Here is a 25,904-nt window from a genome sequence, read left to right as displayed (position 1 = left end):
TAGTACAATTAAGACAGAAAAAATTTGATTTTTAATTCCTAAATCTGGAGGTAATAGATATGAAAAAGAAAGTAATTTTAATAGTCTTAATTTTAATGCTTACTTTATCACTTTCAGTTCAGGCGCAAATTAGAGTCGGTCAGTTTCCACAGAATGTAGAAGATGAATATGTCCTGAATCCGGATGCTGTTGAAATTGAAGCCTGGCTGCAGAATCTTGATGTCCCCTGGGAGTTAGTTTTTCTGCCAGAAAGTAATCGTGCTTTAATTAGCGAAAGAGATGGCAGAGTACTGCAGGTTGAAAACGGAAATCTAAAAAGTGAAAGTTATCTAGAATTAGATATTGATTCTCGAGGAGAAGGTGGCTTAATGGGAATGGTCCATCATCCAGATTTTCCAGAAACACCATATATTTATCTGATGTATACCTATACCAGCAGTAACGGCCAGTTATATAACAGAGTTTCTAGATTTACCGATCAGGGGAACCAGGCAGTTGAAGAAGAAATTATCATTGATCAGATTCCTGCCGGGAACAACCATAATGGAGGACGCATTGCCTTTGGACCGGATGGAATGCTCTATATTACAACTGGAGAAACTTTTACCCGAAAAATTGCACAGGATTTAGACAATCTGGGAGGAAAAATTCTGCGTCTTACTCCAGAGGGTATAATTCCTGCTGATAATCCATTTGAAAACTCGCCTGTCTACAGTTTAGGTCACCGCAACCCACAGGGAATTGCCTGGCATCCAGAAACAGGAGATCTCTTTATTTCTGACCACGGTCCTTCTGGGAAAGATGGTCTAAGAGCAAAGGATCGAATCAAAGTTGTTGAAGCAGGAAGTAATTTCGGCTGGCCGGATAAAATTGGTTATTTTGAAGATGGAGAATATGCAAATCCACTCATTATGTGGGAAAATGCTGTTCCTCCTTCTGGAATGAGCTTTTATCAGGGTAATTTATATGTGGGAACCCTGCGCAGCGAATCGCTGGTCAGAATTGGTCTTAATAGAAACAGCGATGAATATACTGTGGAAAGTATTGAACATCTCTTCAATGACGGCAGTGGTAATACAGCTTATGGTCGGATTAGAAAAGCAGTGGTGGGCCCTGATGGTTATCTTTACTTTTTAACAAATAATCGTGATGGCCGAGGGAGACCGCGAGAAAATGATGATCAGATTTTAAGATTTAAATTAGAGAAATAATTACAATCAAATGTGAATTTTAAGACGGCTAATGATTGTACTGCTTAAAAAGTTGGGAATTTAATCTCTGGAGTAGATATGATAGAATATTAATATAAAGTCAAAAACTAATTATTATAAGGAGTGAACAAACAATGGATTCCCAACTCAAAAAAGCAGTGATTAATCACCAGCAGGAAAAGATCGAAGAATATCTCAAAAAGTTAGAAACTGACAACAGTTTTTCGCTGGCCTCATTAATTGAAGATTTACTATCATTAATGCTGATGGAATGCAGCCTGCGCTACGGATCTTTTCACTTTGTAAAAATGAGTCTTTTTCTGAGAGAACTTTCGCAAAAGAATTATTTTAGCAGAGAATCAGAACTGGAAATTGCAGGGGTTGTAGTGCTTGGATTATCTGAAAGACATTTTATTAATCTAGAAGCAGACAGCAGTGGCTATAAAGAAAAAGAGGTTAATCAAAGAACCTATACTAAACTGGGCGAAGAAATTAATAATGGGAACTCTCATAACGCCTTTTATTATGCTCTTGGAATTCTGGAAAAGCAGCCGGAGCAGCTAAAAGAATATCTACTTAACCTTGGTATGGAAAGAATTCCAGATAGTCTGGGCCACAGTGTAAGCTGTTTTTTCCCAGTTATGCGCGATCTAGTCAATCATCACAAAGATGTTTCAGCAACTGGTGTTTTAAGTTATATAATGTATCTCTGCCGCTACAGCTACCAGGGTAAATATAATTCTGATCAGGAAAAACGCAAAAAACTATCTCAGGAAGAGCTAGAGGATTTAGGATTAAAAGCAGCTTCTGGTAGTGGAATAGTTAATCTGCACCATATGATCACTTATTATACCTTTTTTATGCTGGAAGACAGCTCATTTTATCAGCAAATTCCTCCCTACCGTATCCTGGAAAATTACTTTAGCAGTAAAAACATTGATCAAAAACGCCTGAAACTTGTTGATTCAAATAATAAAGAAAAAACTCAAATCGCAGAAAGTTATCAGCAGTTTAAAGATAATTTTTCTCCAGCAAATTATAAGGATAAGCTAGATTTTCTTTTTTATAACTTGGATCAGAATTATAAGGAAACTGTCAATTATCTCCACCGCTTATTTGCCGAATATTATAACCCCAGTTGGAATCCACATTACTATACCGGTCTCTACTGTGCACTGGAACTTTATAAATCAGAAAAAATTAACGATAATAAAGTTAAAAAAATGGCCGTGATTCAGGCTGTTGAATATTTTGCGGATAATGTACTTTAATATCTAAAAAGCCTTCTTTGAAGTTATTTAACATAAATTAATGTGTTAAAATAACTAAAAGAAGGCTTAATTTTTTATTTAATTTCTTCTACCGCAGCTGCATCTGTACCGGCAAAGACCAGTGCCCATTTCTTTAAATCTTTTCTATTTTTAAACTCAGCTGCTCTGCCGTAACGCTCCAGCTGTGCAGAAGCTTCTTTGAGTTTTTGCTCAACTAAAGCTTCTCCTTTTTCTTTATAATCAGCAGCTTTAATATATTTAAGCTCTATTAAAGCATCATAATTACCTTTTTCCGTATTTCTTCTCAGTAAAGCTAAATCCAGATATCCTTCTGCTACCTCATACTCACTTTTAACTATCGAAAGCTGGGTTAGATTAAGATAGGAAAAAATTAAAACTTTAATATATTTCTCATCAAATTTAATATAGTCCCTGTTAGAAAGTGCAGCCAGAGTGGCTTCGACTTTCTCAATAAACGGATTAATCTCTCCATTTTTTAGAATTTCTACCACTGACGCTTCAATCTCCAGGGAATCAAATGAAGTTTCTTCGCTGATTATAGAATTAAAATAATCAAAATAGATCTCTTTAACCGCATAATTGGGAACTCTAAAATAAATAAATCCATCCTCTTCTCGATCAATGGTTAAAAACCCTAGATAAAACAATAAAGATAAAAAATCCTTTTTGGTAAATCTCCGCTGCAGGTTAAATTCCACTGTTACCTTTCCCCTCTGATCATTTCCGGCCAGAATATCTTCTAAGATTTCATAATTTTGTTTTTTATCTTTAAGACTGAAAAGATTCTGCAGTTTGGAATAATCACTCGAAATATTGCTGTCAATCAAATCTGAAGGCTCAGTATTATCAATTAGATATTCGCTGACATAATATAAAAGCATATCTGTATTAAAAACCCGTTTACTAGCCCGGGGAGTAAATAAATAGCCGTCATAGTATTCCTTTAACTTCTCCAGCATTGAATCAAGATCATAATCAGGCAGAGTCTGTTTAATCAAACAGCGAGCTTCTTTTTCAGTAAAGCCCATCATTGTATTTAAATTGCTGTCCATAGTCTTATTTTTAGCTATGTTAAAACCGCTGGTCATACTGTCTAAGGTAATTGGACTGACACCGGTAACAAAAAGACGATCAATTATTGAACCGGTTTTCTTTTTAATGACCTCAAAAAATTTACGTAAAAATCCCTGTTTGCTAACTGTATCTTCAAATCTATCTATTGAGGTAAAACTTAAAATTTCATTGGCAAAATGATCGTACTCATCTATTAAAAGATATATTTTATTGTCAATTTCATATTGTACTGCTTCTAAAAAACTTGATAGGGTAGCTATTGCACTCCCCGGTGCCTCTCGATATTCAACTTCAATTTGATATTTATTAATAAAAGTACTGATTGCTTCCAGAATTAAATGGTTAAAGTTATCATATATCTTTTCTGGCTCTGAAGTTTCAACCCCAGAAAAATCAAATTTAAGTATATAATAATTATTGGCAAGCTCAGTTTTGTTCTGGCCAATATATAAGTCTCCAAAAAGCTCAGCAAAATTTTCTTTTTCCTGAATATCATAATAGTGCTCTAAGGTTGATAGAAAAAGTGTCTTTCCAAATCTCCTCGGCCTTAAAAAAAATATATATGGCTCACCATAACTCTCTAATGTTTCAATGTGTTTTGTTTTATCAATATAGATATAATTATCTTTTTGTAGACGAGAAAAACTACTGACTCCATATGGTATTCTGGACATTTTGAGCAGCCTCCTTTTTCTTTGTACTTAATTTTATTATATATCAGCAGCTGCTAAAATGAAAGTTAAAGAAACAGCTCATTAGTTATTTGCGTCTCTAACTCATTTTTCGCAAACACCCTTTTTGTGGACACATCATTTATAAATAGTTTTTTACACATCTAACAATTTAAATTTCAGCTCTTTACCAAATAAAGATTCAAAGCCATCTGCAGCCTCCCTCGCATCTTCAATTTCCAGGCGCAAATCATAGCTGGAATAAACTTTAAACAGAATATGATCCACTTTGCTTTCTACCTCGACCCGCTGCACCAGCCCTTTTCGATTAAGATCCAGACTCTCAGAAATTTCTAAAATAATACCACTTTTACGGATTAATTCTTTATCATTACCCTTGCGGCTAATAATATCTTTAAAACTTTTTCGGTTTAAGTTATATTTGTGCAGACTGTATTTGTTGTGGCGGTGAGAGGCGGAAATATAAGCTGCTAAAAGAAGCTCTCTATGTGTTAATCCATATAAATCTGCATTTAAAATCACATAAAAAGAATGTTCATGGTGATCATAGTAGTTTATATTAGTACCTACATCATGCAGTAAGGCTGCTGTTTTAATTATTCTGCTGATTCGATCTGGAAATTCATCAAAGGCGAAAGAAAACTCAGATTCTAATTGGTAAAAAATATTTTTATTAAGTTCATTTACCCTGGCAGCGTGCTTTTCATTTAAGTCAAAATTATGAAGCAAATTTTTAATTGAGTAGTCTAAAACATCAGCAACAGGTAACTTATCCTCAAGTAAAAAATCATATACCAGACCTTCTCTAATTCCTTTACCACTAATAATTAAATTCTCAATCCCTGTAAAATCCATCAAATAATTCACCAGCCCACTGGCTCCAATAAATATATCCGCTCTTTTACTGGAAAGACCTGGTATCTCCTTTCTTTCTTCAATACTCTTTTTCGAAACTTTTTTATAGACTGAGTTAACATTTTCTGCATTAAGATTATAATAGTGCAGAATTTCTAAAGAATAATTATTCTTTCTCTGCCAGATCTTAGCTATATTTCTGATAGTCCCCCCAACACCTATTAGAGGAATGTTTTTTAGATTCTTCAGCCATTCAAGCTTAGAAAATTCCTGATGTAGATGTTTTTTAATATCTTTATCTCTATTGTTTTCATCATAAAGATCAAACTTCTCTGTGATAGTTAAAGCACCAAAAGGAAGGCTGACACTTTTCTTAACCATTCTATCTTCCATTAAAACAAGTTCTACACTACCACCACCAACATCCATTATCAATCCTGAGTCTAAATCAAAACTATTAACAACACCTTTGTAATCATAATAAGCTTCCTCTTTACCAGCAAGTACTCTTATTTCAAGTCCAGTCTGTTTATATACCCGATCTAAAAACTTCTGCTGATTAGCTGCCTCTCTCACAGCTGCCGTAGCTACTGCAATTATCTCATCAACTTCAACAGCATCACATAAATTTTTAAACAAAGTTAAAGTCTGCAGGGCTTTCTGAATTCTATCCTCTTTCAAATAAGAATTCTTATGCATTCCCTCTCCAAGACGCACTGTTTCTTTCAATTCATCTATTATTCGAAATGACTTATCCCTTCTATAGTCAACTAAAATCATCTTAATTGAGTTAGAGCCAATATCCATTATTGCTAATTTATTCATTTAGTTACCTCCTGCTTTGTGATTTTAAACACCACTATGTAAATTTTAGATTAATTTTAGGTAAAATCTATGTCCTTTTTTTTTATCATATGCTAAAATTAAAGTATAGTAAAGCAGTTTTAAGAAAATTTACATAAATTTAAAATAGGGTGGTTAAGAATGTTTAATCGAGTTGCAACTATTTATATTGCTTCCAGTGACATTATTATGAAAATTGCTGAGAAAAAAGAAAAAGAAGTAATGATCTTAGAAGAGTTATTTTATCCAATAAATCTGGGCCATGATACATTTTCCAGTTCTGCTGTTACTTTTGAAAAAATAAAAAACTTAAATCAGGCTATTAATAATTTTAAAAAAATTGCCGAAGAATATCAGGTAGAAAAAATAAAGGTTTTTGCAACAGCTGCCTTAAGAGAAGCCCTTAATAAAGATTATATCATCTATCAAATTAAAAACAATAATAACCTAAATATAGAAATTTTTAGTAATGTTGAAGAACATCAGCTGATTTATCAAGGAATCAGAAATACAAACAAAAACCTCAAAGGCGATAACCTTTTTGCCTATATCGGAACCGGCAGCCTTGGTATTGCAGTCACTAATCAAAATTATATAGTTAAAAGTCAAAGCATTACTTTGGGCTCTCTAAAAATAAATGAGATCTTAAAAGGGCTCCAGCACAAGACTGATGAATTTCACATTGTAATCGATGGGTATTTAAGTGGTTATATTTACAATCTTGATCTCTTTATCAAAAAACTTAATATAAATAACTTTTATGCTTCTGGAAAAGAAATAGAATTGATAGCAAAACTTGCTGGAATTACTAGAAAATCAAATAATTTTAATATTTCTAGAGCTTCTTTTTATCGGCTCTACAATGATGTAAAAAGTAAAACTCCCAAACAACTGCTGGAAAAATACGATCTGGGTGAAGCTGCAGCTGAAACACTTCTGCCTTCAATGACAATTTATAAAAACCTAATGAATTTAACTCAGAGCAGCCAAATAATTGGCAGTACTGTAACTATAGAAACAGAAGTGATTAGAAATATGCTTTTTGATAATCGGCACAGAGAATTAAAAAAACAGAGCTTTAAAAATATTATAGCTTCATCACGTTCAGTAGCTAAAAAATATAATTATAATCAGGAACATGCAGAAACTATAGAAAAAATAGCTTTAGATATCTTTGATGCTTTAAAAGAGCGTTTTCAGCTCTCAGAAAAAGAAAGAGTTCTGCTTCAGGCAGCTGTGATACTCCATGATATTGGTAAGTATATGAATCTAAAAAAACACTATGAACACTCCTATTATTTAATAAGGAATAGTGATATTGCAGACTTAAATTCTTATGATAAAAATATTATTGCTCATATATCCTTAAATCACAGTCAGAGTTCTACTACAAACCTCAAAATCAAGGATAATACCCTTAAAAATCACTCGGATAGAGTTCTAATTGCCAAATTAACTGCAATTTTAAAAATTGCAGATTCTCTCGATAAAAGCCACAAAGAGCCATTTTCTGAGCTTGAAATAAATCTTGAAGAAAATGAACTTGAATTAATAATTAATACAGAAAAAGATATCTTTTTGGAAAAATGGGCCTTCAGTAATAAATCAAGAATCTTCAAAGAGATATTTGGCATTGACGTTTCATTAAACAAAAAGAATACTTTACTTTAAGGAGCCGTGAAATAATGAATTTTGATGATCCACAATTTTATTTTAACAAACAGCTGAGCTGGTTAAAATTTAATATTAGAGTTTTAGAAGAGGCAAATTCTGATGAAGAGGAAACACCACTTTTAGAAAAATTAAAATATCTAGCAATTACTGCTACAAATCTGGATGAGTTTTTTATGGTGAGAGTTTCCAGGATCAAAGATGATATTGAATCTGGTTTTAATGAGGCAGATAAATCCGGTTACAGACCAAAAGAATTATTTAATGAGATCTCTAAAACCATTCATAAAATCTATAATAACCAATATAAGTATTTTAATAAAACAATAAAAAAACTGGAAACTGAAAAAGTTTATTTCAAAAAATATAATGAACTAAAGAATAAAGAAAAAGAATATGCAAAAAAATACTTTAATGAAATTATTTTGCCTGTCTTAACTCCTGTAGCAATTGATCCCAGCCATCCTTTTCCACTAATTTCAAATAAGAGTTTAAACCTGGGTATACTCCTGCAAAAAAATGAAGATGAAAACGTCTTTTCCAATATTAAAGAAAAACAGATATTTTCAGTTGTTGAAGTCCCATCAAATCTACAGAGGTTCATAAAGTTACCTTCTTCAGGCAAGAAAAATGTTTTTATTTATCTAGAAGATATTATTAAGGCGAACCTTGACCAGCTATTTAGTGGTAATCAGATTGTAGCAGTTGATACCTTTCGCATTACAAGAAATGCAGAAGTAATTCTTGATGAAGAAAGCAAAAATCTTCTCTCAGAAATGAAAAGATATGTCAAAAGAAGACGCTGGGGATTTGTTGTAAGGCTTGAAATCAACTCAAATTATAATAATTATATTTTAAATTTTCTTAAAGATAAACTAAATCTTGAGCAAGATGACATCTATAAAGTCAATGGACCTGTCAACCCTGGTTCTTTTATGGACTTTGCTTCAAAACTTGACAATCATGAGCACCTGAAGTTTAAAAAAATTATACCTCAGCCCAATCCTAAAATTTATAACGCTGATGATATATTTGAATTATTAAAAGAAGAAGATGTTATTCTACACCACCCTTTTGAAAGTTTTGATCCTGTAATTGAAATTGTAAAAAAAGCTGCGGCAGATTCAAAAGTGCTTGCTATCAAACAGAGCTTATATCGGGTAAGTGGTAATTCTCCCCTGATTAAACATCTAACAACAGCTGCTGAAAATGGTAAACAGGTAACTGTCCTGGTAGAGTTAAAAGCCAGATTTGATGAAGAACAGAATATTGCCTGGGCCAAGAAACTTGAAGAGGCCGGCTGTCATGTTATTTATGGAATCAAGGGTTTAAAAGTACATGCCAAAGCTCTTTTAATTGTCAGAGCGGAAAAAGAAGGTATCAAACGTTATGTTCATATGAGTTCAGGTAATTACAATGATAAAACAGCTGAATTATATACAGATATGGCACTAATGACCTCTAAAGACAATTTTGCCAGTGATATTGCAGGACTTTTTAATCTGCTGACAGGTTATTCTAAACCACCTGAGTGGAAGCTTCTCTCTGTTGCACCTCTTGATTTACGAGATGATTTTCTTAAATTAATTGAGGGTGAAATTAATAATGCTAAAAATAGTTTGGAAGCAAAGATTATTGCCAAAATGAATTCCCTTGTGGACAGTAAAATAATAAAAAAACTATATCAAGCATCTCAGGCCGGTGTAAAAATTGAGCTTATTGTCAGAGGTATCTGCTGTCTTGTTCCTGGAATAAAAGGTGTTAGTGAAAATATTACTGTGAGAAGTATAATTGGTAAACTGCTCGAACACAGCCGAATTTTCTATTTTTATAATAACAATCAGCCGCTTGTATTTTTATCAAGTGCTGACTGGCGACCCAGAAATCTTGACCGCCGGGTAGAAATTTCTTTTCCGATTGAAGACCCAGAGAAAAAAGAAAAGGTAATTAATGTGCTTAAAACAGTTTTAAATGACAGTCAAAAAGCACATCTGCTCCAGAGTAACGGGGAATACAAAAAGATTGATGATGGTAATAATTATGAATCACAGCTTGAATTATTTGAAATGGCCAAAACTTCTTTTCAAAAAGAGGTTTTAAACAAACAGTTTAAAGTTCCACAGGATTATATATTTTAATAATTTTTCCAATCAGTTTTCCCCCTAAAAAGGATACTGAACAAAATTTTCACCTTTGAAATCAATAATCTCCGCCTGCTCCAGTTCTACTTCATCCAGAATAGCTATACTATTATCAGGATCAACTATTAGACTAAAATCTTCAATTTTTTTGCTATTGTTAACACAAAATTAATCTTTTAGAAACATTAACCTGTTAAAATGACATTGATCCAATAAAATAGACAAATGGGAGGATTTAATGTGATTAAATTTAAAAGTATTCAGCACAAGCTGCTGCTTACAGTTTCAGTAGTAGTACTAATAATAATTTCTGTCAGCTCGTTTCTTTATTACAACAGCTCAAAAACAATTTTAAAAAACATAATAATTGAGGAAGCAGAAAAGTCTGCTCAAGATAATGCAGACAATATAGATCAGTGGTTAAAAGAAAAACAGCTCTTACTAGAAACACTGACCAATATCAACAGTGTTCAGGGGTTAAACTGGAATTCTGCCCAGCTTATTTTACGAAGAACTCAGGAAAAAACAAATTTTATGGATATAATGTTAGTTGAAGAGAATGGTAGATTTAAAGCCACTTCAGGTAGTTTTGGTGATATTTCTGAAAAGGAATATTTTAAACAGGCTCTGGAGCAGCAAAAAAGTGTTTTTTCAAAAATTTATGTTGATTTCTTTACTGAAGAAAGTGTTTTTGCAGTTGCAGCTCCAATTACAGATGACTATGATAAGTTACAGGGATTTTTAGTGGGAGTGCTTAAATTAAGTGATATCCAGAATCTAATAACCGATTTAAATTTAAATGGCAGTGGTTATGGCATGATTTTAAATCAGAAGTCAGAACTTTTAGCTCATCCAGAAAAAGAACTAATTGGAGCCCAGGATTATTATCAAAACTCCAGCTCAGAATTAAAAAAAGTTTTAGATCTAATTAGAGAAAATGATAGATACACAGGTAATTTCAAGATTAATAATCAAAATAACATAATTACCGCTGCCAGAATAAACACAACTAACTGGTCCCTGGCACTAACTGCAGCAGAATCAGCTATACTATCTGAGCTTCAAATCTTTAAACAATACACCACTTACATTGGCCTGGCCGCCTTTATTTTTGCCTTAATAGTAATTTACATAATCAGCAGAGAAATCACAGCACCAATTATTAATTTAGTTGAGATTATCAAAAAAACATCAGATGGTAAATTAAATCTAACAGTGAAAGAAAAATATCTAAATAGAACTGATGAGATTGGCATCCTCTCTCGTTCAATCGAAAACTTAATTAGCAGTCTTGATAAAATTGTCCACAGTATTTCTCATGTCTCAAAACAATTGTCAGCAGCCAGTCATGAACTCCAGGATAATAGTGAAGAAATATCAACTTCAGCCAGAGAGGTTGGGAATTCCACCCATGAGATGGCAGCAGCAATGGAAGAACAGTCAGCTCAGGTAGATGAAACTAAAGCTAATATAATAGAACTCAGCCAGGAAATAAAAAATATAGATAATAAGAGTGTTAATATGGAACAGCAGTCCAGAATTGTGATAAATAACATTGAAAACGGAAATAACTCAATTAAGAATTCAATTAAAGAAATAAAAAATGTTAGAGAAAAATCCCATCGGGTTGAAAACACAGTCAATGAACTGGGAGAATCTTCAGATAAGATTGGAGATATAATCCAATTAATCAGCAGTATTTCTTCCCAGACTAATCTGCTTGCTTTAAATGCAGCTATCGAAGCTGCCAGAGCCGGAGAGGCTGGAAGAGGTTTTTCAGTAGTTGCTGATGAAATAAGAAATTTAGCTGAGGAAAGTTCCCAGGCTACAGAGGAAATTTCTAAATTAATTACTGACATTCAGGGTGGTGTTAAACATACAGTCGAAAATATGAATGCTACCAGAGAAGCTGTAGAAAATAGCGTGCAGGCTATCCAGAACAGTGAAAATTCATTTGCAGAAATTGATAGAGCAGCTGTTGAATTGAAAAAATTAATTAATGAAATTTCTGAGGCCGCCCTCAATATGAGTCAGAACAGTGAGGAAGTGCAGCTTTCAATTAAAGATATTGCTGAGGTTAGCGAAAAAACCGCCAGTTCTGCTGAAGAAATCGCAGCCAGCAGCCAGGAACAGAGCTCTGCCACCCATGAAATAACAGAATCAACCCGCAGTTTAGCTGCAATGTCCAGAAAATTACTTCAAAGCATTAAACACTTTGAAATTTAATTTTTTTCCTCAGCAGTTGTGATATGAGAAGAACAAATATATTTTTTACAACCAGTAAGAAGTAAAACCATCTTCTTCAAAGCGCCGCAGCATATATGCTGTTTTTTCTGCTGATTCCGGATACTTAAAGCTTTCCTGATTTGCCTGATAATAATTCCAGACTCTATTAGACAGCTGACCGTTTTCTTGACTGAAGCTGCTTCCACTAAAAAAATCAAATAATTCCAGCAGTATTTCTTTAATGATGGCTGAACTACCCTGGATCCTGGGTAATACCTTTTGCAGAATTTCCTTATCAAAGGCAGTATTTTTAGCCAGCAGTTCTTTATCCAGAGCTTCAACTATGATGTTGTTGTCAGTGATCTAACCTATGTTAACTGGCATAATAACCACAGAATTCATGGATCGTTAGATTATCTAACACCTATTGAATATAGATATTTAATGTTCGATAAAAAATTATTTTAAAAATGGTTGACAATCCATCCCGGCCACTGGGTTTAATTATTTATTATTTAAAATTGGTAAAGTATCAGGAGCATGTGTTAGAACATTCATTGAAAAATTTTCTCCATATTTTTCTTCAGCTATTTTTAGAGCTTTTTCAACAGAATCAGCATATTTAAAATTAAGAGCTGCAGCTGTCTCTTTATTAATCCCTTCAGATACGAGTACAACATCAAGTCGGTCAGTAATTTTAGACCATGCCATCGCAAGAGCAGCAGCAACTTTATCTTCAATTTCGTCATTCTCTACCATCTTATTTATTACTTCTGGTCTTAAAGATGTATATTCAAGCATTCCACTATGAGTTACAGAAACACCTTCATAGGCTGGAGTTAAAACAATCAACATACCATCGTCTTCTGTAATCATATCTCCCGGATATAATGATTTATGAGCCTGCCAGAATTCAATATTACAGGGGAATGACCCGGCTAAAGTAACTGGCGAAGTGGAATCAATCTCAACTTCATATACCTCCTGTGAGGCCTTAACTCCCTCCCTGAAAGCTTCAGCAACATCCCCGAAAAAGCATTTATAGAAATCTCCTTCTCTACTTAAAACAGTATTAAAAATATAATTAGCGCCAACTTTTCTGGCGATATCTTCCATCTCTTCTCTGACAGGATTTTCAATATATCCTAAAAATGATCTTCTTTTTCTTACACTAAGCAGATGAGTATAAGCTGTAGTAAGACTCCCTGAGACCCCTGGTTGAATAATTTTAGCTCCCCCACTAAAACCCGGTATATGATGAGGAACAATACTGCCAATACCTATAACTATATCAGCTTCATAAACATCTTTATTTATCAATATTGGAGTACCATATTCAGTTGTTCCTAAATCTTCCAGTTTATTTTTATTATAATAATTATGATTAACAATATTGTAGTTATTATAAACATACTTACCCACTTTATCAATCATCTCTTTTTCTGTCATATCACGGTGGGTTCCCAGTGCCATAACAATTTTTATTTTATCTCTAGATATACCTGCAGTTTCCATCTCTTTTAAGATAGGTGGTAAAATTAAATTTGAAGGAGTTAAGCGTGTATTATCATCACTTATTATAACTACATCAAGTTCTTCTGTGCTTTCTACTTTTTTCGAATTTTTTGTTTCAGAAGCAACAATATCACTAATTTTCCCAGACCCTATTGGATTATTTAAAGCTTTTTGTATTTCAAACTCTAGGTCATCTGGTAAATTGACATCTTTTGGAGTAATAACTTGTTTTATGTTAATATTACTGACATCAATTTTTAAAGATTCATTTCCATAGGGAACGTTAATAATATCACTCATTTAATCAATCCTCCTTTAGTTTTATTTTTTTAATATTTTCTTTAGTTTTATTTTTTTAATATTTTTTCTCTCTTAATAAAATCAACACTAATAATATTCTTATAAGCTCTGACCGCAAAAAATTAATATTTTTCTGATCAATAATCTTAACTCAGATACTAATATTAACAATTAACCCATAAAAAAGTCTGGAATAAATGTTACTATTCCCGGAAATAAAATCAATAAAACCATTAAAGATATCATCATTATGACAAATGGTCCTATAGCTTTAATTATATCAGACATCTGAATTTTCGCTATATTACAGGAAATAAATAGACAAATACCTAAAGGAGGTGTCAACATTCCTGTTGCTAAGGCAATTACAAACATTACTCCAAAATGTACCGGATCCAGTCCAATCTGTTGTGCTATAGGAAAAAATATTGGAACCATTACAATTAGTGCGGCAGATGTTTCAACAAAAGTACCCATAATTAATAATATTACCATCATTAAAAAATATAATGAAATTGGATTTGTTGTTAAATTCAAAAGCTGGGTTGAAATTTGTTGAGGAATTTGTTCACTTGTCAATATCCAGGCAAATCCTGTAGCAGTTGCAATTAAAAACATAATTGTAGAAGTTGTAATGGCTGAGCTAACTAAAATTTCGGGTATATCTTTCCACTGCAGCTCTTTATAAATATAAAGACCGGCAATCAAACCATAAATAACAGCTACTACTGAAGCTTCTGTTGGAGTGAAAATACCTGCTAAAATACCGCCAATGATAATAAATGGCATAATAAGTGCCCAGAGTGCATCTTTAAAACTGGTGAAAACATTTTTGATACTGCTGCGTTCAAGTGTCTTATAACCTTCTTTTTTTGCAATAATGTAAGATAAAAGCATAAACCCCAAGCCTATTATAATTCCAGGTACAAATCCTCCTAGAAATAATTTGCCAATAGAAACTCCACTAATAACACCAAACAAAACCATAGGAATACTTGGAGGAATTATAACTCCAATACTACCCCCTGCAGCCTGTATAGAGGCTGCAATATTTTTCTTATAACCACCTCTTATCATTGCTGGAATTGAAATTGAACCAATTGCTGCAGTATCAGCTGCTGCTGCACCGGAAATGCCAGCAAAAAACATTGCTCCAATAACACTTACCATCCCTAAACCTCCAGCAATATGACCAACTAAAGATTCAGCAAATTTTACTAATCTTTTAGATATTCCACCTGTATTCATCAATTCTCCTGCCAGCATAAAGAAAGGTATTGCCATCAGTGGAAATGAATCTGTTCCAGTAAACATTCTTTGAAACAATATTAGTAATGGCAAATCGCTTTTAACCAATAACGCAATAGATGAAGCAATTCCTAAGGAAAATGCTATAGGTGTACCAATAATAAACAACAACACCATACTGCCTAAAATAACCAATGCCATAAATTAAACCTCCTTTTATTCTTGATATTTCGTAGTATCTCCATCTATTTTATAATCTTCAGTTTTACCATCTAATATTTCATCAAGAGCATTTCCAAAAACCATATTTTTTAAAATATTAATCGTATTAATGATCATTAAAAAAAGACCAATAAATACCCCACTGTAAGGATAAATCATCGGTATTCTTAAAGAGGCAGATCTCTGTCTACTTACTATATTTAATACTCCAACCCCTTTATAGCTAATTAAGATTTTCGGCTAAATAAGCCCTTGATTGATAAGGCTTAATAGCACCTTTCAAAATTTTTCACCCCAACCTGAAACCAATATTTCCCTTTATCATTAAGCATCTTAAACGGAATAAAAACTGCGATTAATATACTTTTATTCAGATATATTAACTCCAGACAACTTCAGTGTCTTTAAACCGCTATTTTGAGACTTGACTTTTTCATTTTTGTCATTTTTCCGGCCATCCATAATTAAATATAGGGACATATTTTTACCCTAAATACTAAATCAGGATGGTGTTATTTATGTTTAAAACAGAACGTTCCCACAAAGAGTTTCAAAATCATTTATTCTTCCTGCTTAATGCCTATTACGCCAATGATCACTTCTTTAGAACTGTCTTTTTGAATGCTTCCATTATCTTTAAGACTTTTTTGACCGACCTTGTTCCAGTTCGAGATATTCTGCTTCCTACCTATCATCCCCGTGGTGAAAAACCATGGGATCCTGTCTGCCTTTTCCGCTCCTACTGGCTGATGTGCCAGTATGGTGATGGTGGCTCCATTACCCGCTGGGTTAAAAGGCTAAAAAGCGAACCATTCTGGGCTATCATCTCCGGTTTTTATCCCGGTAATGTGCCTGGAGTCGGTACTTTTTATGATTTTGAAGACAGACTCTGTGATTTTGATTCAGGTAAACGAGTTGAACGCTGCACTAAAATGCATAAGCCTCTTTCAAAGCCCAAAAAGAAACTGAAAAAGAACCAGAAACAGCCGCCAAAACACCAGGGTGTGGTCCAGAGGCTGGTTGACCGTATCCTTAGAGACGAAGATAAACCTCAGCCCGAAAGAGCTGATAAATATATTCAACAAATATTCAAAGAATGTTTTGTCCTACCCTCTGCTGAAAGAGGCCTCCTTGGAGATACTGCTAACCTGGCTGTTTCCGGTGACGGCATGGTTTTAGCAACGGGTGCTTCACCAATGGGCACCAGAGACTGTGACTGCCGTCAAAATGGGATCTTTAACTGCAGCTGTCCTCGTCGCTTCAGTGATCCCACTGCTAACTGGGGCTGGGACAGCTATCGTGGTAGATATGTCTATGGCTACAGCAACTACACCTTTACAGCTGCTGACAGCCCCTATGACCTGCCTGTTTATTCTGTACTCAATCAGGCTGCAAGACATGACAGCGTATCCCATACTACTGCTCTCTTTGGAATGATAAATCTTTATTCTGAATTTAATTTTGGTAAAGATATTTTAGATAGCGCCCATGATAATTATGCCACCTATGATCTGCTTGATCACTGGGATATTGAGGCTTTTATTGACCTCAATGAGAAAAACAAAGGTAATTTTAAATATGATCCACCTGTAGCTGTTAATGAAGATGGTGTTCCCATCTGTAAGGGTGGTTTTTTGATGGCTAACTGGGGTCTTGATAAAAAACTTCACCGCCATAAATGGCGATGCCCCCATGTTACTCGTAAAAGCTTTAATTGTCCCATCTTTAACTGTACAGACTCTGACTATGGACGTACTGTTCATACCAAACCCGAGTGGGATAATCGCATATTTACCACAACCCCACGCGGTTCACATAAATGGAAAAATACGATGAAGAAAAGAACTTCTTCTGAAAGACGCAACAGCCGGGTAAAAACAGATTATGAACTGGAAAATGATAATGTCCGCTCCAAATCTCGCTGGCTGATCAGGATAATTATGCGGGATGCGGCCATGCATGCTAATGCCTGGCTTAAAGAATCAGCTATAGCTCCAAAAAACTGGATTACTACCTGGTTTAATTACAGAGCAGCATAAATAAATCCATTATACTGAATTATTTTAAAGCTATTTAAAAAATAGCTTACAGGTCCCGGGGAGAAGTGCGCCCATTTTTAGCTTAATTTCTTATAGAAATAGTTAGTTTCAGTATGGAGTTTTCAAAGTTCAATATTTTAGTTATTTATTACAATTATTACTTTTTTAGACTGTTACTTTCTGGCTTTAGCCGAGAATCCTCCTAATACCCACTAAAAAGATTAAAATAAAAATATAAGATAAAAAAATGAAAAATTTACTTAATTTTCTTGGAAATAATTTTAAAAAAACATCAATACCCAAATGTTGGCCCTGTTTCAGAGCTAATGAGGCTCCTAAAAATGAAATCCATACAAAAAGAAAGCGGCTTAATTCTTCTGACCACTGTAAAGGGTTATTTAAAACAAAGCGAAAAATAACCTGCATAAAAACCAGAACAACCATTAAAGTTAAAAATGTTATTATTAAATACTTTATGACCTTATCTATTAAATTCAATATTTTATTCATATAGTCTATCCCCCTTTTTTTGTTTTTAAGCACATCAGCTTAAACGGCTGATGTGCCATTATAAGTTTTATTTTTATTCTAAATTAGTAATCGTAGTTCTGAATTTTATTCATTAATTCTAAACCAGCTTCCTTATCTCCCTCACCAATCATTTTTGCATTTTCATCATATACAGATTTGGTAGCTTCAACAAAAGCATCTTTATCAACACTGTTAACTTCCATACCCTCTTCCTGCAGTTTACCTAAAAGTCTCTCATCAGCTAAAATACTTAAATAACGTTCGTATTCTTTAGCTTCACTAGCTGATTTTCTAACTATTTCTTTATAATCTTCTGGCAGACTACTATAAAAGCTTTCGCTTATAAGCAATAAAGCTGGATTATAAAAGTGCTGTGTCATAGATAAGTATTCCTGTACCTCTGCAAAGTTATTAGAATAAATTACAGCTAATGGATTTTCCTGAGCATCAATTGTTCCCTGCTCTAAAGCTGTATAGACTTCACTAAATGCCATTGGAAGTGGACTAGCACCCATTGCTTCAAGAGATGCAAGCATTAATTTACTCTCCATAACTCTAATCTTAATACCATTTAAATCTTCAGGTTCATAGATAGGTCTAACACTATTAGTTATGTTTCTCCATCCATTCTCCCAGTATCCCAAATTTCTAATTCCTGCATCTACAAATCCTTTTGAAAGTTCTTGCCCAATTTCTCCGTCTAAAACTGAATATGCATGAGCTCTATTTTTAAATAGATAAGGAAGATCAAGAACCATGATTTCTGTTACAAATCCACCTAAAGGGCCAGTAGAACTTAATGCCATTTGAACAGTTCCCAGCTGTAAACCCTCTACTAAATCTCGTTCATCACCAAGTTGAGAACTTGGGAAAATCTGAACTTCAATTTCACCATTACTTCTATCTTCTACAAGTTCTTTAAATCTTAATAATCCCTGATTATAAATATGTCCCATGGGCTGAGTATTTCCAACTTTAATTGTGTATTCAGCTGCACTAACTACTCCAACACTTAATAAAACAAAAAGCACTACTAATAAAACTGATAATTTTTTCCTCATTTTTTTCCTCCTTAGATTTGGATAACACTCTTATTATAAAACAAGTCTGATTTAATAGAATAATATTTTGAATTTCTTTACCACTCCTTTCACTTGTGTTTTCTTATTTATATTACAAATTCAACAGCTAGTTCTAAAGCTTCCACTAAACTATCTTCATTAGCCTCATTTTCTCCAGCTATATCAAATGCAGTTCCATGATCTACTGAAGTTCTAATAATAGGTAAACCTACAGTAGTGTTTACTCCACTAACTGATTTCCACTCATTAGTTTTTTTATCCAGTTTAAAACCAGTTACTTTCATAGGTATATGGCCCTGATCATGATACATAACAACTGCTATATCATATCTTCCCCCCATAACCTTGGAAAAAACTGTATCTGGAGGGATAGGCCCTTCTACATTTATGCCTTCTTTTTGAACTTTTTTTATAGCAGGTATAATTTCTTCTATTTCTTCTCTACCAAAAAGTCCATTTTCCCCTGAATGCGGATTTAAACCAGCTACAGCAATTTTTGGTTTTTCTATTCCTATATCCAACATAGCCTTATTAGCTAAACAGATAACATCGTAAATTCTTTTTTCTTTCACTCTTTCAACCGCTTCTTTTAATGATACGTGAGTAGAAACATGAATGACTCTCATATTTTTACTACTAAGCATCATAGCATAATTATTAGTTGATGTTTTCTCAGCAAATAATTCTGTGTGACCTGCATAATGATAACCTGCTTTATTGATTGCTTCTTTATTAATTGGTCCAGTTACTACTGCCTGGATTCTATCTTCTAATGATAAATCTATTGCTTTTAATATATATTCAATTGCGGCTTTACCAGCTGCTAGACTCACTTCACCATATTTAAAATAATCCAATTGTATATTATCTAAATCGAGAATATCTATTGTACCAAATTCACCTAATGCATCCTCAGGTTTTTTTATAATATTTAATTTTAAATTAGATGGTATAAAACTAATGGCATCTTTTATTACAGCTTTACTCCCTATTATAATTGGGATGGAGTGTGTATATAATTCTTTTCTCCCCATTGCTTTGACAGCAATTTCAGCACCAACTCCTGCAGGGTCTCCCATTGTTATAGCAATTATAACTTTATTCATTGATAACATATCCTTTCTTTCTGTCTCTCAATTTATAAATAATTTCACTTATAGAGTCTTCAGTCCCAAAGCCACCAGCTTTAGTAATTATATTTAAATCTCCATAATTTACTGTTTTTGCAAGCGATAAGGGTATACCTGTCAATAATTCATCAATTATATTCAAATTTTTAACTTCTAATTTTTTACAAATCCCAGCTGCTGTATCACCTCCAGTAAGAAACAAATCAATATTAGAATAATCTTTAAAAAGATTTTTTATTAATTCTCCTATATAATTTTTTATTTCAATCTGAAGATCTCTAAAGTCTATACTGTAATCTGTCAAAAGTTTATTTATTTTATCCTGACTATTAAATATTGGATCAGGACGAATAATGAGTTCATCATAAGTTTCTATTGCATTTTTTATATTATTGCTATCTTTTTTTAAAAGCAAACTTGAATTATTTAAAATTTTATCCAGATTTATCTTTAATTCAAAAACATCAAATTTAGTTTTAACATCTTCAATTTGTAAATTAGTAATATTTCTTCTTGAGGCAGCTACAATAACTAATTTTTCGGCTTTTTTAAATCCAACTTTTTTATTACTTAACTTTTTATTGTTTATTAAATTAATATGATTAGCCAAACCAGCTGATCCAGCAAATAAAAATTTATATTTAATTTCCTGCGAATTTAAAACAATTTCTTTCAAATCCGCTTCTGTTACTGCATCTAAGATTATGATTTGCTTTTTCTTATTATCAAAATTAGAAATTAATAATTTTAGATTAAAATTTGATTTCCTTAAATCCTCAATTTTTATTAATTCAATGTTATTTTTTGATTGATTTTTTAAAATATTTGGAATATAAGAAGCATCCTCTTGTTTTATATCCCCCTCATAATAGTCAGTAAAAGCAAGTGGACTATTTTCAACAATTAGTCTCCCGTTTTTTGTTATCCGCTTACTTTTTGGAAATGAGGGGCTAAATATACAAAGATCAATATTCAACTTTTCCATAATAAGATCTATTTCTAACCCTATATTACCTCTTAAAGTAGAATCTATTTTTTTGTAGATTATATCATCTCTTTTTATATCTAAATTATCTAATATATCATTAATTCTTTTTTTGGAAGTTCTGTGATCAACATCTCTAGTTTCTGTATCTATTACTAAAACATCAGCTTTTATATTAGCTAATTTTTGATTCCTAATATTTTTTTGACAGATAATAACACTGGAAGTATAATTTTTTATTGCAAATTGAACACCCGTATCTGTAGCCCCTGTTAAATCATCTGCTATAACATAAATCATGATATTAATTCACCTCTAATCATCTTATTAAATTATTTTTTTTATTTAGATTATTTTTTATATTCACCTATAATTATTGCATATTTTGTGCCAGAACTGAATATTCTTTTTAAAAAAATGATCCGGCTACAGTATAGTAAGGATAATACTTAATATTATTTTAATTAAATTAATTATAATTTTTCATAATATTTAGAAATTACTTCATTTTGAAACATACATATACACTATATATAAGTAAAATCTTTGATATAGAGGCTATACCAAAGATTTTATTTCACTATGAACCAATATTTCATTTTGAAACGGTTATTTAGTTATTTTTCTCCACAAAGTAGTTCTTCCAATGTCTAATCTCTCTGCTGCAGCTTTTTTATTATGATTTTCATCTTTAAGTACATAATTAATAATTTCATTTTCAATCTCTTTTAAACTTTTATTATTTATATTTAAAGATACAAGATTTTTAGAATCAATAATTTCAAAATTTTGATTCAGGTTTTCTTTAATCAATTCAACACTTATAATATTTCTTTTTGATCTTACAATCAGTCTTTTTATAAAGTTTTCTAATTCTCTAACATTACCCGGCCAGTCATAATCATTTAAATATTTTAAACCTTCATCACTAATTGATTTAATATTTTTATTAAGCTTAAGATTTATTTTTTTTATTAAATAATTTACAAGAAGATTAATGTCACTTTTTCTCTCTTTTAAAGGTGGGAGTTTTAAATTTAATACATTTATTCGATAATAGAAATCTTTTCTATATTTATTTTTCTTAACTAATTCATTTAAATCACGATTTGTTGCCATAATTAATCTCACATCAACTGAAATTAACTTATCATCTCCAATCCTTCTAATTTTTCTTTCTTCCAGAACTCTAAGCAGTCTGGACTGAATTGATTTAGAAATTTCACCAATCTCATCTAAAAATATTGTTCCTCCATGTGCCTGCTCAAATAATCCTGTTTTACCCTTAGAGCTTGCACCGGTAAAAGCTCCTTGAACATAACCGAAGAGTTCACTTTCTAATAATTTTTCCGGCAAAGCAGCACAGTTAAAAGCTACAAAAGAACTTTTTTTCCTGGGACTATAATTATGAATGGCCTGTGCAAAAAGCTCTTTACCTGTACCAGTTTCTCCATGTATTAATAAAGGTAAATTATACATTGCATAATCTTTGCTTTCTTCTATTGCCTTTTGCATTAAATCACTTTCTCCAATTATATCCCTAAAAGAAGCTTCAGCAAAATATCCTTTTAAATGCAACTTCTTTCTGATTTTCTCTTCAGTTTTCTTTATATTAGAAGCTTCTTGCACAATTAATACCAGTCCATGGCTAATACCATCTACCAGGATAGGAATTATGTTACCTACAATTCCCTGTCCATCATAAGTCCAAATCTTATTTAAAATATTACGGCCACTATCCATATAATTTTTTAAATTTATTTTTGGCAGTACAGAATCAATTTGTCTGTCTAAAACTTTATATGCTTTTTTATTAAAAATTTCTTCAGCTTTTGAATTAAAAGTTTTAATTATTCCCTTTTGATCAATACTTATTATACCTTCATAAGAAAAATCAATAATACCTTTAATTCTTTTACGTTTCTCTATTTCTTTTTCTCTAACTCTTACAATTCTCTCAGTTTCTTTAATCGATTGACTGATAGCTTCTTTACCTGAGCGAATTAAATATGATGATAAATTCATTTTTTTAGCAATTTTAACTGAAATATTATCACCTATGATACAATTAAATCCTTTTTCTTTTATATTTATAAGTTTTTCTTTGATTATTGTTTCATGATTATACCATTCCTGCTTTAAGGTAAAAATTTCAATATTTATATTTAAAATCTTTGCTACACTCTGAAAAGTATGGGTAAACTGTTTAAAACCAACAATAGCTACCTTATTAAATTTATACTGAAGTTTATTTAATACTTTTATTATATCTGATCCTGCTACCATAATTTCTACCACAGGTACATTTTTTACAACTTCTGTGATTGCAAGTGCAGTACCACCTCTGCTTATTATTGCATCAACACCTTCTGCTTCAAGGTTTTTGGCAATCTTGACTCCTTCCTGCAGATCACCAATATACACCTTATAATCTCTATTCATATCTTTACAAACTTCCATATATAAATCAGCTAATTTTTTATAAGGAGAAATGAAAACTATATTATATGACAATTGTATACCTCCTTCTTTAAACTATTCTAAATAACTTAAATTTTGCAGGCAAATAATTCTTTTATACCTGAGAAATTTCAATATTCAGCCGCCGCCAAAAAATCTCTCTAACTCCTTCATTACAGTTTTAAAAACTAGAGATTTATACTCTTTTCTAATTAATAATATCTCTATAGAAGTTTAAATATCAATTACCAAAACTAAAATTTTTATAAAATTTACCTCTATAAAGATATTAACCTGAATTTCCAAACTATTATCTTTTTATCAAATCTCTGCTTGTATTTATTACGAATTTTGATAATGAAATTACTACACTAAGTTAAATCATTACTTAATCCTAATTCTTTAATTGTTTTTTGTTCTTCTTTAATCATCTCTGAATTATTATATTTTTCAAAAAGTCTATGAAATACAGGATAACCCATTTGTTGTTCATTACTCCATTCTCTTGCAAATTTTCCATTACCAATATTCCTTAATTGTCTACCCATGAATTTTTTTATATCATTGTAACTAACTTCTTCGGCTTCCCCTTCTTGTAGCTCATCTATTCTACTGATTTGACCATACTGGCTGGTTTGTGAATGTAAAGGCATTTGCCCTATAATCCCCTGTTCAGCCATCTTTTCAAATATATATCCTAATTCTCTAGAAAGATATAATTCTAACAATGCACCAGCTGGAGGCATTCCCTCTGCTATTTCTAATTCATATTTTGCAATCATAGCATTTAAAATTATTGGTATTAATCCCTGTTCCATTAAAAGATCAGATTTAGTTTCCAGTGCAAATGAATCAATTTCAATTATTCCAGATCTGGTAGAACCAATAGCTTTCCCAAGAGCTAAACCTATATCTTTTGCTTTACCAGAATAATTTTGATTTATTGCTAAAAAACTGGGGGCACCATCACCAACTTCATAAAGTTCTCTTACCATTGTACCTATCATTCTTGGAGCAATCATAATTACATCAATATTTTCTGGAGGTGTAATTAGATTATAAGTGATATTGTACCCCGAAGCAAAGTTAAGTACATCTCCTTCTTTTAAATAGGGTTCAATTTTTTCTTTATATACCTGTGGCTGGACTTCATCCGGTACTAAAAAGAATAAGATATCTGCTTTATTAGCTGCTTGATCCATACTATAAGCTTCAAAGCCATCTTTTTTTGCCTGTTCTTTAGATGAATCTCCTCTATTTCCTATAATAATATTTTCCACACCCGAATCTCTCATATTCAAAGCCTGAGCACGACCCTGATTTCCATATCCAATAACAGCTACAGTTCTATCATCCAGTACAGATAAATCCCCATCTTGATTTTTAAATAAAGTTTTCTCACTCATTATAAACTCCTCCTATTTTTTTAATTTTGTTCATTCTATATAATAAAGTATTACGATGAATATATAAATCTTTAGTTGCCTGAGTTATATTCAAATCATTTTCTACTAATGATTCAATAACCTGACCGGGAGACTTCTAATACCTGGCACATCTTTGTCACAGGAAATTCATCACTGTGGTCCCGGATAAAACCGTATATTACTTCGGTTTTTTCGAAAAGATGGCCACTGCTTTTTTTAAAATATCACGTTCAAGTTTAGTTTCTTTAAGTTCATTTTCCAGATCCTTAATTTTTTGTTTTTCAGATGTGAGTTTTTGCTTTCCTTTTCCCGGAAAAGCAAGTTTTCCATTATCTCTATATTTTTTACGCCAGCGGATTAAATTATTATAGTTAATACCTAGATCTTCAGCAATTTCTGTACAATTTTTATCAGAGTTTATACTGAGTTCAACAGCATCTCGTTTGAATTCTTCTGTGTAAGTTCTTCTTTTTCCCATTTCGGGCACCTCCTGATTATATTATATATCTTAACTCGGTGTCCTACAAATCGGGGGAGGGTCAGGGCGGAAAAATGTTCTGATATTATATAATGTTGATAGATAAGAAAAAAGGACTTTTCCCATTGCCTGTCTAAATTAAACAATACCCTAACAGGGAACACTCACCAATTATATTTGGAGGTGTTAATCAATGGGAAAAGTCAAACATATAAAGGCCAGTAAGAGAACTGAGCTGCAGAAAAAACTACGTGATATACCTTATGATAAGGTATTAGTTGTAGCTATTGATCCAGCAAAATATTCTCCAAAAGCTCTTATATGTAATTATTTCGGTGAGATCCTTGTAAATCCCTTCTTTTTTACGATTAATTCTAAAGGTCTAAATTTATTGCTAACTAAAATTCAAGAAACTGTCAATAATATCTCTGCTCAAAAAGTATTGGTATGTATTGAAACTACAGGACATTACCATGAAATAA

The 25,904-nt window shown here is 32.2% G+C and carries 18 protein-coding genes and 3 pseudogenes; 8 read left to right on the top strand and 13 right to left on the bottom strand.

The genetic code is table 11. The annotated features are described in order from the left end of the window. Window positions 1–59: 59 nt before the first annotated feature. Entirely contained in the window at window positions 60–1,211 is a 1,152-nt protein-coding gene (locus C7954_RS03820) for a PQQ-dependent sugar dehydrogenase (protein WP_134058783.1), read from the top strand. Between the two features lie 134 nt (window positions 1,212–1,345). Next, window positions 1,346–2,482 (top strand): hypothetical protein, encoded by a 1,137-nt coding sequence (locus C7954_RS03815; RefSeq protein ID WP_134058780.1) that lies wholly within the window; start codon window positions 1,346–1,348, stop codon window positions 2,480–2,482. A gap of 74 nt (window positions 2,483–2,556) precedes the next feature. Here the strand turns inward: C7954_RS03815 and C7954_RS03810 are convergent, their stop codons facing one another. Then, window positions 2,557–4,251, bottom strand: a complete 1,695-nt coding sequence (locus C7954_RS03810) for an AAA family ATPase (RefSeq protein WP_134058777.1) — start codon at window positions 4,249–4,251, stop codon at window positions 2,557–2,559. Between the two features lie 153 nt (window positions 4,252–4,404). Further along, window positions 4,405–5,949 carry an exopolyphosphatase gene (gene ppx, locus C7954_RS03805; RefSeq protein WP_073159528.1) on the bottom strand — a complete coding sequence of 515 codons (1,545 nt, stop codon included), beginning with the start codon at window positions 5,947–5,949 and terminating at the stop codon, window positions 4,405–4,407. Between the two features lie 159 nt (window positions 5,950–6,108). Between ppx and C7954_RS03800 the strand changes: the two genes are divergently transcribed. The 4 genes and pseudogenes from C7954_RS03800 to C7954_RS03785 form a co-directional block, all read left to right on the top strand. Continuing rightward, window positions 6,109–7,638: a Ppx/GppA phosphatase family protein gene (locus C7954_RS03800; RefSeq protein ID WP_089719583.1), complete on the top strand. Its 1,530-nt coding sequence runs from the start codon at window positions 6,109–6,111 to the stop codon at window positions 7,636–7,638. 14 nt (window positions 7,639–7,652) lie between these two features. Further along, on the top strand, window positions 7,653–9,776 hold the full coding sequence (gene ppk1, locus C7954_RS03795) for a polyphosphate kinase 1 (RefSeq protein WP_073159524.1): 2,124 nt from the start codon (window positions 7,653–7,655) through the stop codon (window positions 9,774–9,776). Window positions 9,777–10,019: 243 nt separating this feature from the next. Next, complete coding sequence (locus C7954_RS03790; protein WP_166667676.1) at window positions 10,020–12,005, top strand: methyl-accepting chemotaxis protein; 1,986 nt, start codon at window positions 10,020–10,022, stop codon at window positions 12,003–12,005. Between the two features lie 369 nt (window positions 12,006–12,374). After that, window positions 12,375–12,473, top strand: a pseudogene (locus C7954_RS03785) (IS3 family transposase); the annotation flags it as partial. A gap of 36 nt (window positions 12,474–12,509) precedes the next feature. On the opposite strand, the gene C7954_RS03780 reads toward C7954_RS03785, so the two are convergent. From C7954_RS03780 to C7954_RS13610, 3 genes are all read right to left on the bottom strand, one after another. Then, window positions 12,510–13,820, bottom strand: coding sequence for a nickel-dependent lactate racemase family protein (locus tag C7954_RS03780; RefSeq protein WP_073159518.1), 1,311 nt, complete (start codon window positions 13,818–13,820; stop codon window positions 12,510–12,512). 171 nt (window positions 13,821–13,991) lie between these two features. Continuing rightward, window positions 13,992–15,269 (bottom strand): TRAP transporter large permease, encoded by a 1,278-nt coding sequence (locus tag C7954_RS03775; protein WP_073159516.1) that lies wholly within the window; start codon window positions 15,267–15,269, stop codon window positions 13,992–13,994. Between the two features lie 15 nt (window positions 15,270–15,284). Next, window positions 15,285–15,449, bottom strand: a complete 165-nt coding sequence (locus C7954_RS13610; protein ID WP_166667675.1) for a hypothetical protein — start codon at window positions 15,447–15,449, stop codon at window positions 15,285–15,287. 359 nt (window positions 15,450–15,808) lie between these two features. On the opposite strand from C7954_RS13610, the gene C7954_RS03770 reads away from it, so the two are divergent. After that, window positions 15,809–17,329 carry a hypothetical protein gene (locus C7954_RS03770; protein WP_108076515.1) on the top strand — a complete coding sequence of 507 codons (1,521 nt, stop codon included), beginning with the start codon at window positions 15,809–15,811 and terminating at the stop codon, window positions 17,327–17,329. 186 nt (window positions 17,330–17,515) lie between these two features. Here C7954_RS03770 and C7954_RS03765 read toward each other — a convergent pair whose 3' ends face one another. From C7954_RS03765 to C7954_RS03730, 8 genes and pseudogenes are all read right to left on the bottom strand, one after another. After that, on the bottom strand, window positions 17,516–17,839 hold the full coding sequence (locus C7954_RS03765) for a TRAP transporter small permease (RefSeq protein WP_089721011.1): 324 nt from the start codon (window positions 17,837–17,839) through the stop codon (window positions 17,516–17,518). A gap of 83 nt (window positions 17,840–17,922) precedes the next feature. After that, a complete protein-coding gene (locus C7954_RS03760; RefSeq protein WP_073159512.1) occupies window positions 17,923–18,921 on the bottom strand; it encodes a TRAP transporter substrate-binding protein in 999 nt (332 codons plus the stop codon). 107 nt (window positions 18,922–19,028) lie between these two features. After that, complete coding sequence (gene pdxA / locus C7954_RS03755) at window positions 19,029–20,048, bottom strand: 4-hydroxythreonine-4-phosphate dehydrogenase PdxA (RefSeq protein WP_073159510.1); 1,020 nt, start codon at window positions 20,046–20,048, stop codon at window positions 19,029–19,031. Then, window positions 20,041–21,357 (bottom strand): four-carbon acid sugar kinase family protein, encoded by a 1,317-nt coding sequence (locus C7954_RS03750; protein ID WP_073159508.1) that lies wholly within the window; start codon window positions 21,355–21,357, stop codon window positions 20,041–20,043. The genes pdxA and C7954_RS03750 overlap by 8 nt, the downstream gene beginning before the upstream one ends. Before the next feature lie 309 nt (window positions 21,358–21,666). Further along, the gene (locus C7954_RS03745) at window positions 21,667–23,571 is read right to left on the bottom strand and encodes a sigma 54-interacting transcriptional regulator (protein WP_073159506.1); all 1,905 of its coding nucleotides are present in this window, start codon (window positions 23,569–23,571) and stop codon (window positions 21,667–21,669) included. Between the two features lie 317 nt (window positions 23,572–23,888). After that, window positions 23,889–24,923: a ketol-acid reductoisomerase gene (gene ilvC / locus C7954_RS03740; protein WP_073159504.1), complete on the bottom strand. Its 1,035-nt coding sequence runs from the start codon at window positions 24,921–24,923 to the stop codon at window positions 23,889–23,891. Next, entirely contained in the window at window positions 24,916–25,017 is a 102-nt protein-coding gene (locus C7954_RS14155) for a helix-turn-helix domain-containing protein (protein WP_208320670.1), read from the bottom strand. Before C7954_RS14155 ends, ilvC begins: the two co-directional genes overlap by 8 nt. Window positions 25,018–25,039: 22 nt before the next feature. Further along, window positions 25,040–25,422 (bottom strand): annotated as a pseudogene (locus C7954_RS03730) (transposase); the annotation flags it as partial. A 193-nt stretch (window positions 25,423–25,615) separates the two neighbouring features. Here C7954_RS03730 and C7954_RS03725 point away from each other — a divergent pair. After that, a pseudogene (locus C7954_RS03725) lies at window positions 25,616–25,904 on the top strand (IS110 family transposase); the annotation flags it as partial.

It is taken from the genome of Halanaerobium congolense (assembly GCF_004366375.1).
GTDB classification, from domain to species: Bacteria; Bacillota; Halanaerobiia; order Halanaerobiales; family Halanaerobiaceae; genus Halanaerobium; species Halanaerobium congolense.
This window is presented reverse-complemented; position numbering and strand designations above follow the sequence as displayed.

Excerpts from the sequence above, each read along its gene's own strand:
- C7954_RS03800 (WP_089719583.1), top strand. The coding sequence starts at position 6,109 with ATGTTTAATCGAGTTGCAACTATTTATATTGCTTCCAGTGACATTATT.
- pdxA (WP_073159510.1), bottom strand. The coding sequence starts at position 20,048 with ATGAATAAAGTTATAATTGCTATAACAATGGGAGACCCTGCAGGAGTT.
- ppx (WP_073159528.1), bottom strand. The coding sequence starts at position 5,949 with ATGAATAAATTAGCAATAATGGATATTGGCTCTAACTCAATTAAGATG.
- C7954_RS03820 (WP_134058783.1), top strand. The coding sequence starts at position 60 with ATGAAAAAGAAAGTAATTTTAATAGTCTTAATTTTAATGCTTACTTTA.
- ilvC (WP_073159504.1), bottom strand. The coding sequence starts at position 24,923 with ATGAGTGAGAAAACTTTATTTAAAAATCAAGATGGGGATTTATCTGTA.
- ppk1 (WP_073159524.1), top strand. The coding sequence starts at position 7,653 with ATGAATTTTGATGATCCACAATTTTATTTTAACAAACAGCTGAGCTGG.
- C7954_RS03765 (WP_089721011.1), bottom strand. The coding sequence starts at position 17,839 with ATGAATAAAATATTGAATTTAATAGATAAGGTCATAAAGTATTTAATA.
- C7954_RS03750 (WP_073159508.1), bottom strand. The coding sequence starts at position 21,357 with ATGATTTATGTTATAGCAGATGATTTAACAGGGGCTACAGATACGGGT.
- C7954_RS03775 (WP_073159516.1), bottom strand. The coding sequence starts at position 15,269 with ATGGCATTGGTTATTTTAGGCAGTATGGTGTTGTTGTTTATTATTGGT.
- C7954_RS03780 (WP_073159518.1), bottom strand. The coding sequence starts at position 13,820 with ATGAGTGATATTATTAACGTTCCCTATGGAAATGAATCTTTAAAAATT.
- C7954_RS03815 (WP_134058780.1), top strand. The coding sequence starts at position 1,346 with ATGGATTCCCAACTCAAAAAAGCAGTGATTAATCACCAGCAGGAAAAG.
- C7954_RS13610 (WP_166667675.1), bottom strand. The coding sequence starts at position 15,449 with ATGATTTATCCTTACAGTGGGGTATTTATTGGTCTTTTTTTAATGATC.
- C7954_RS03770 (WP_108076515.1), top strand. The coding sequence starts at position 15,809 with ATGTTTAAAACAGAACGTTCCCACAAAGAGTTTCAAAATCATTTATTC.
- C7954_RS03760 (WP_073159512.1), bottom strand. The coding sequence starts at position 18,921 with ATGAGGAAAAAATTATCAGTTTTATTAGTAGTGCTTTTTGTTTTATTA.
- C7954_RS03810 (WP_134058777.1), bottom strand. The coding sequence starts at position 4,251 with ATGTCCAGAATACCATATGGAGTCAGTAGTTTTTCTCGTCTACAAAAA.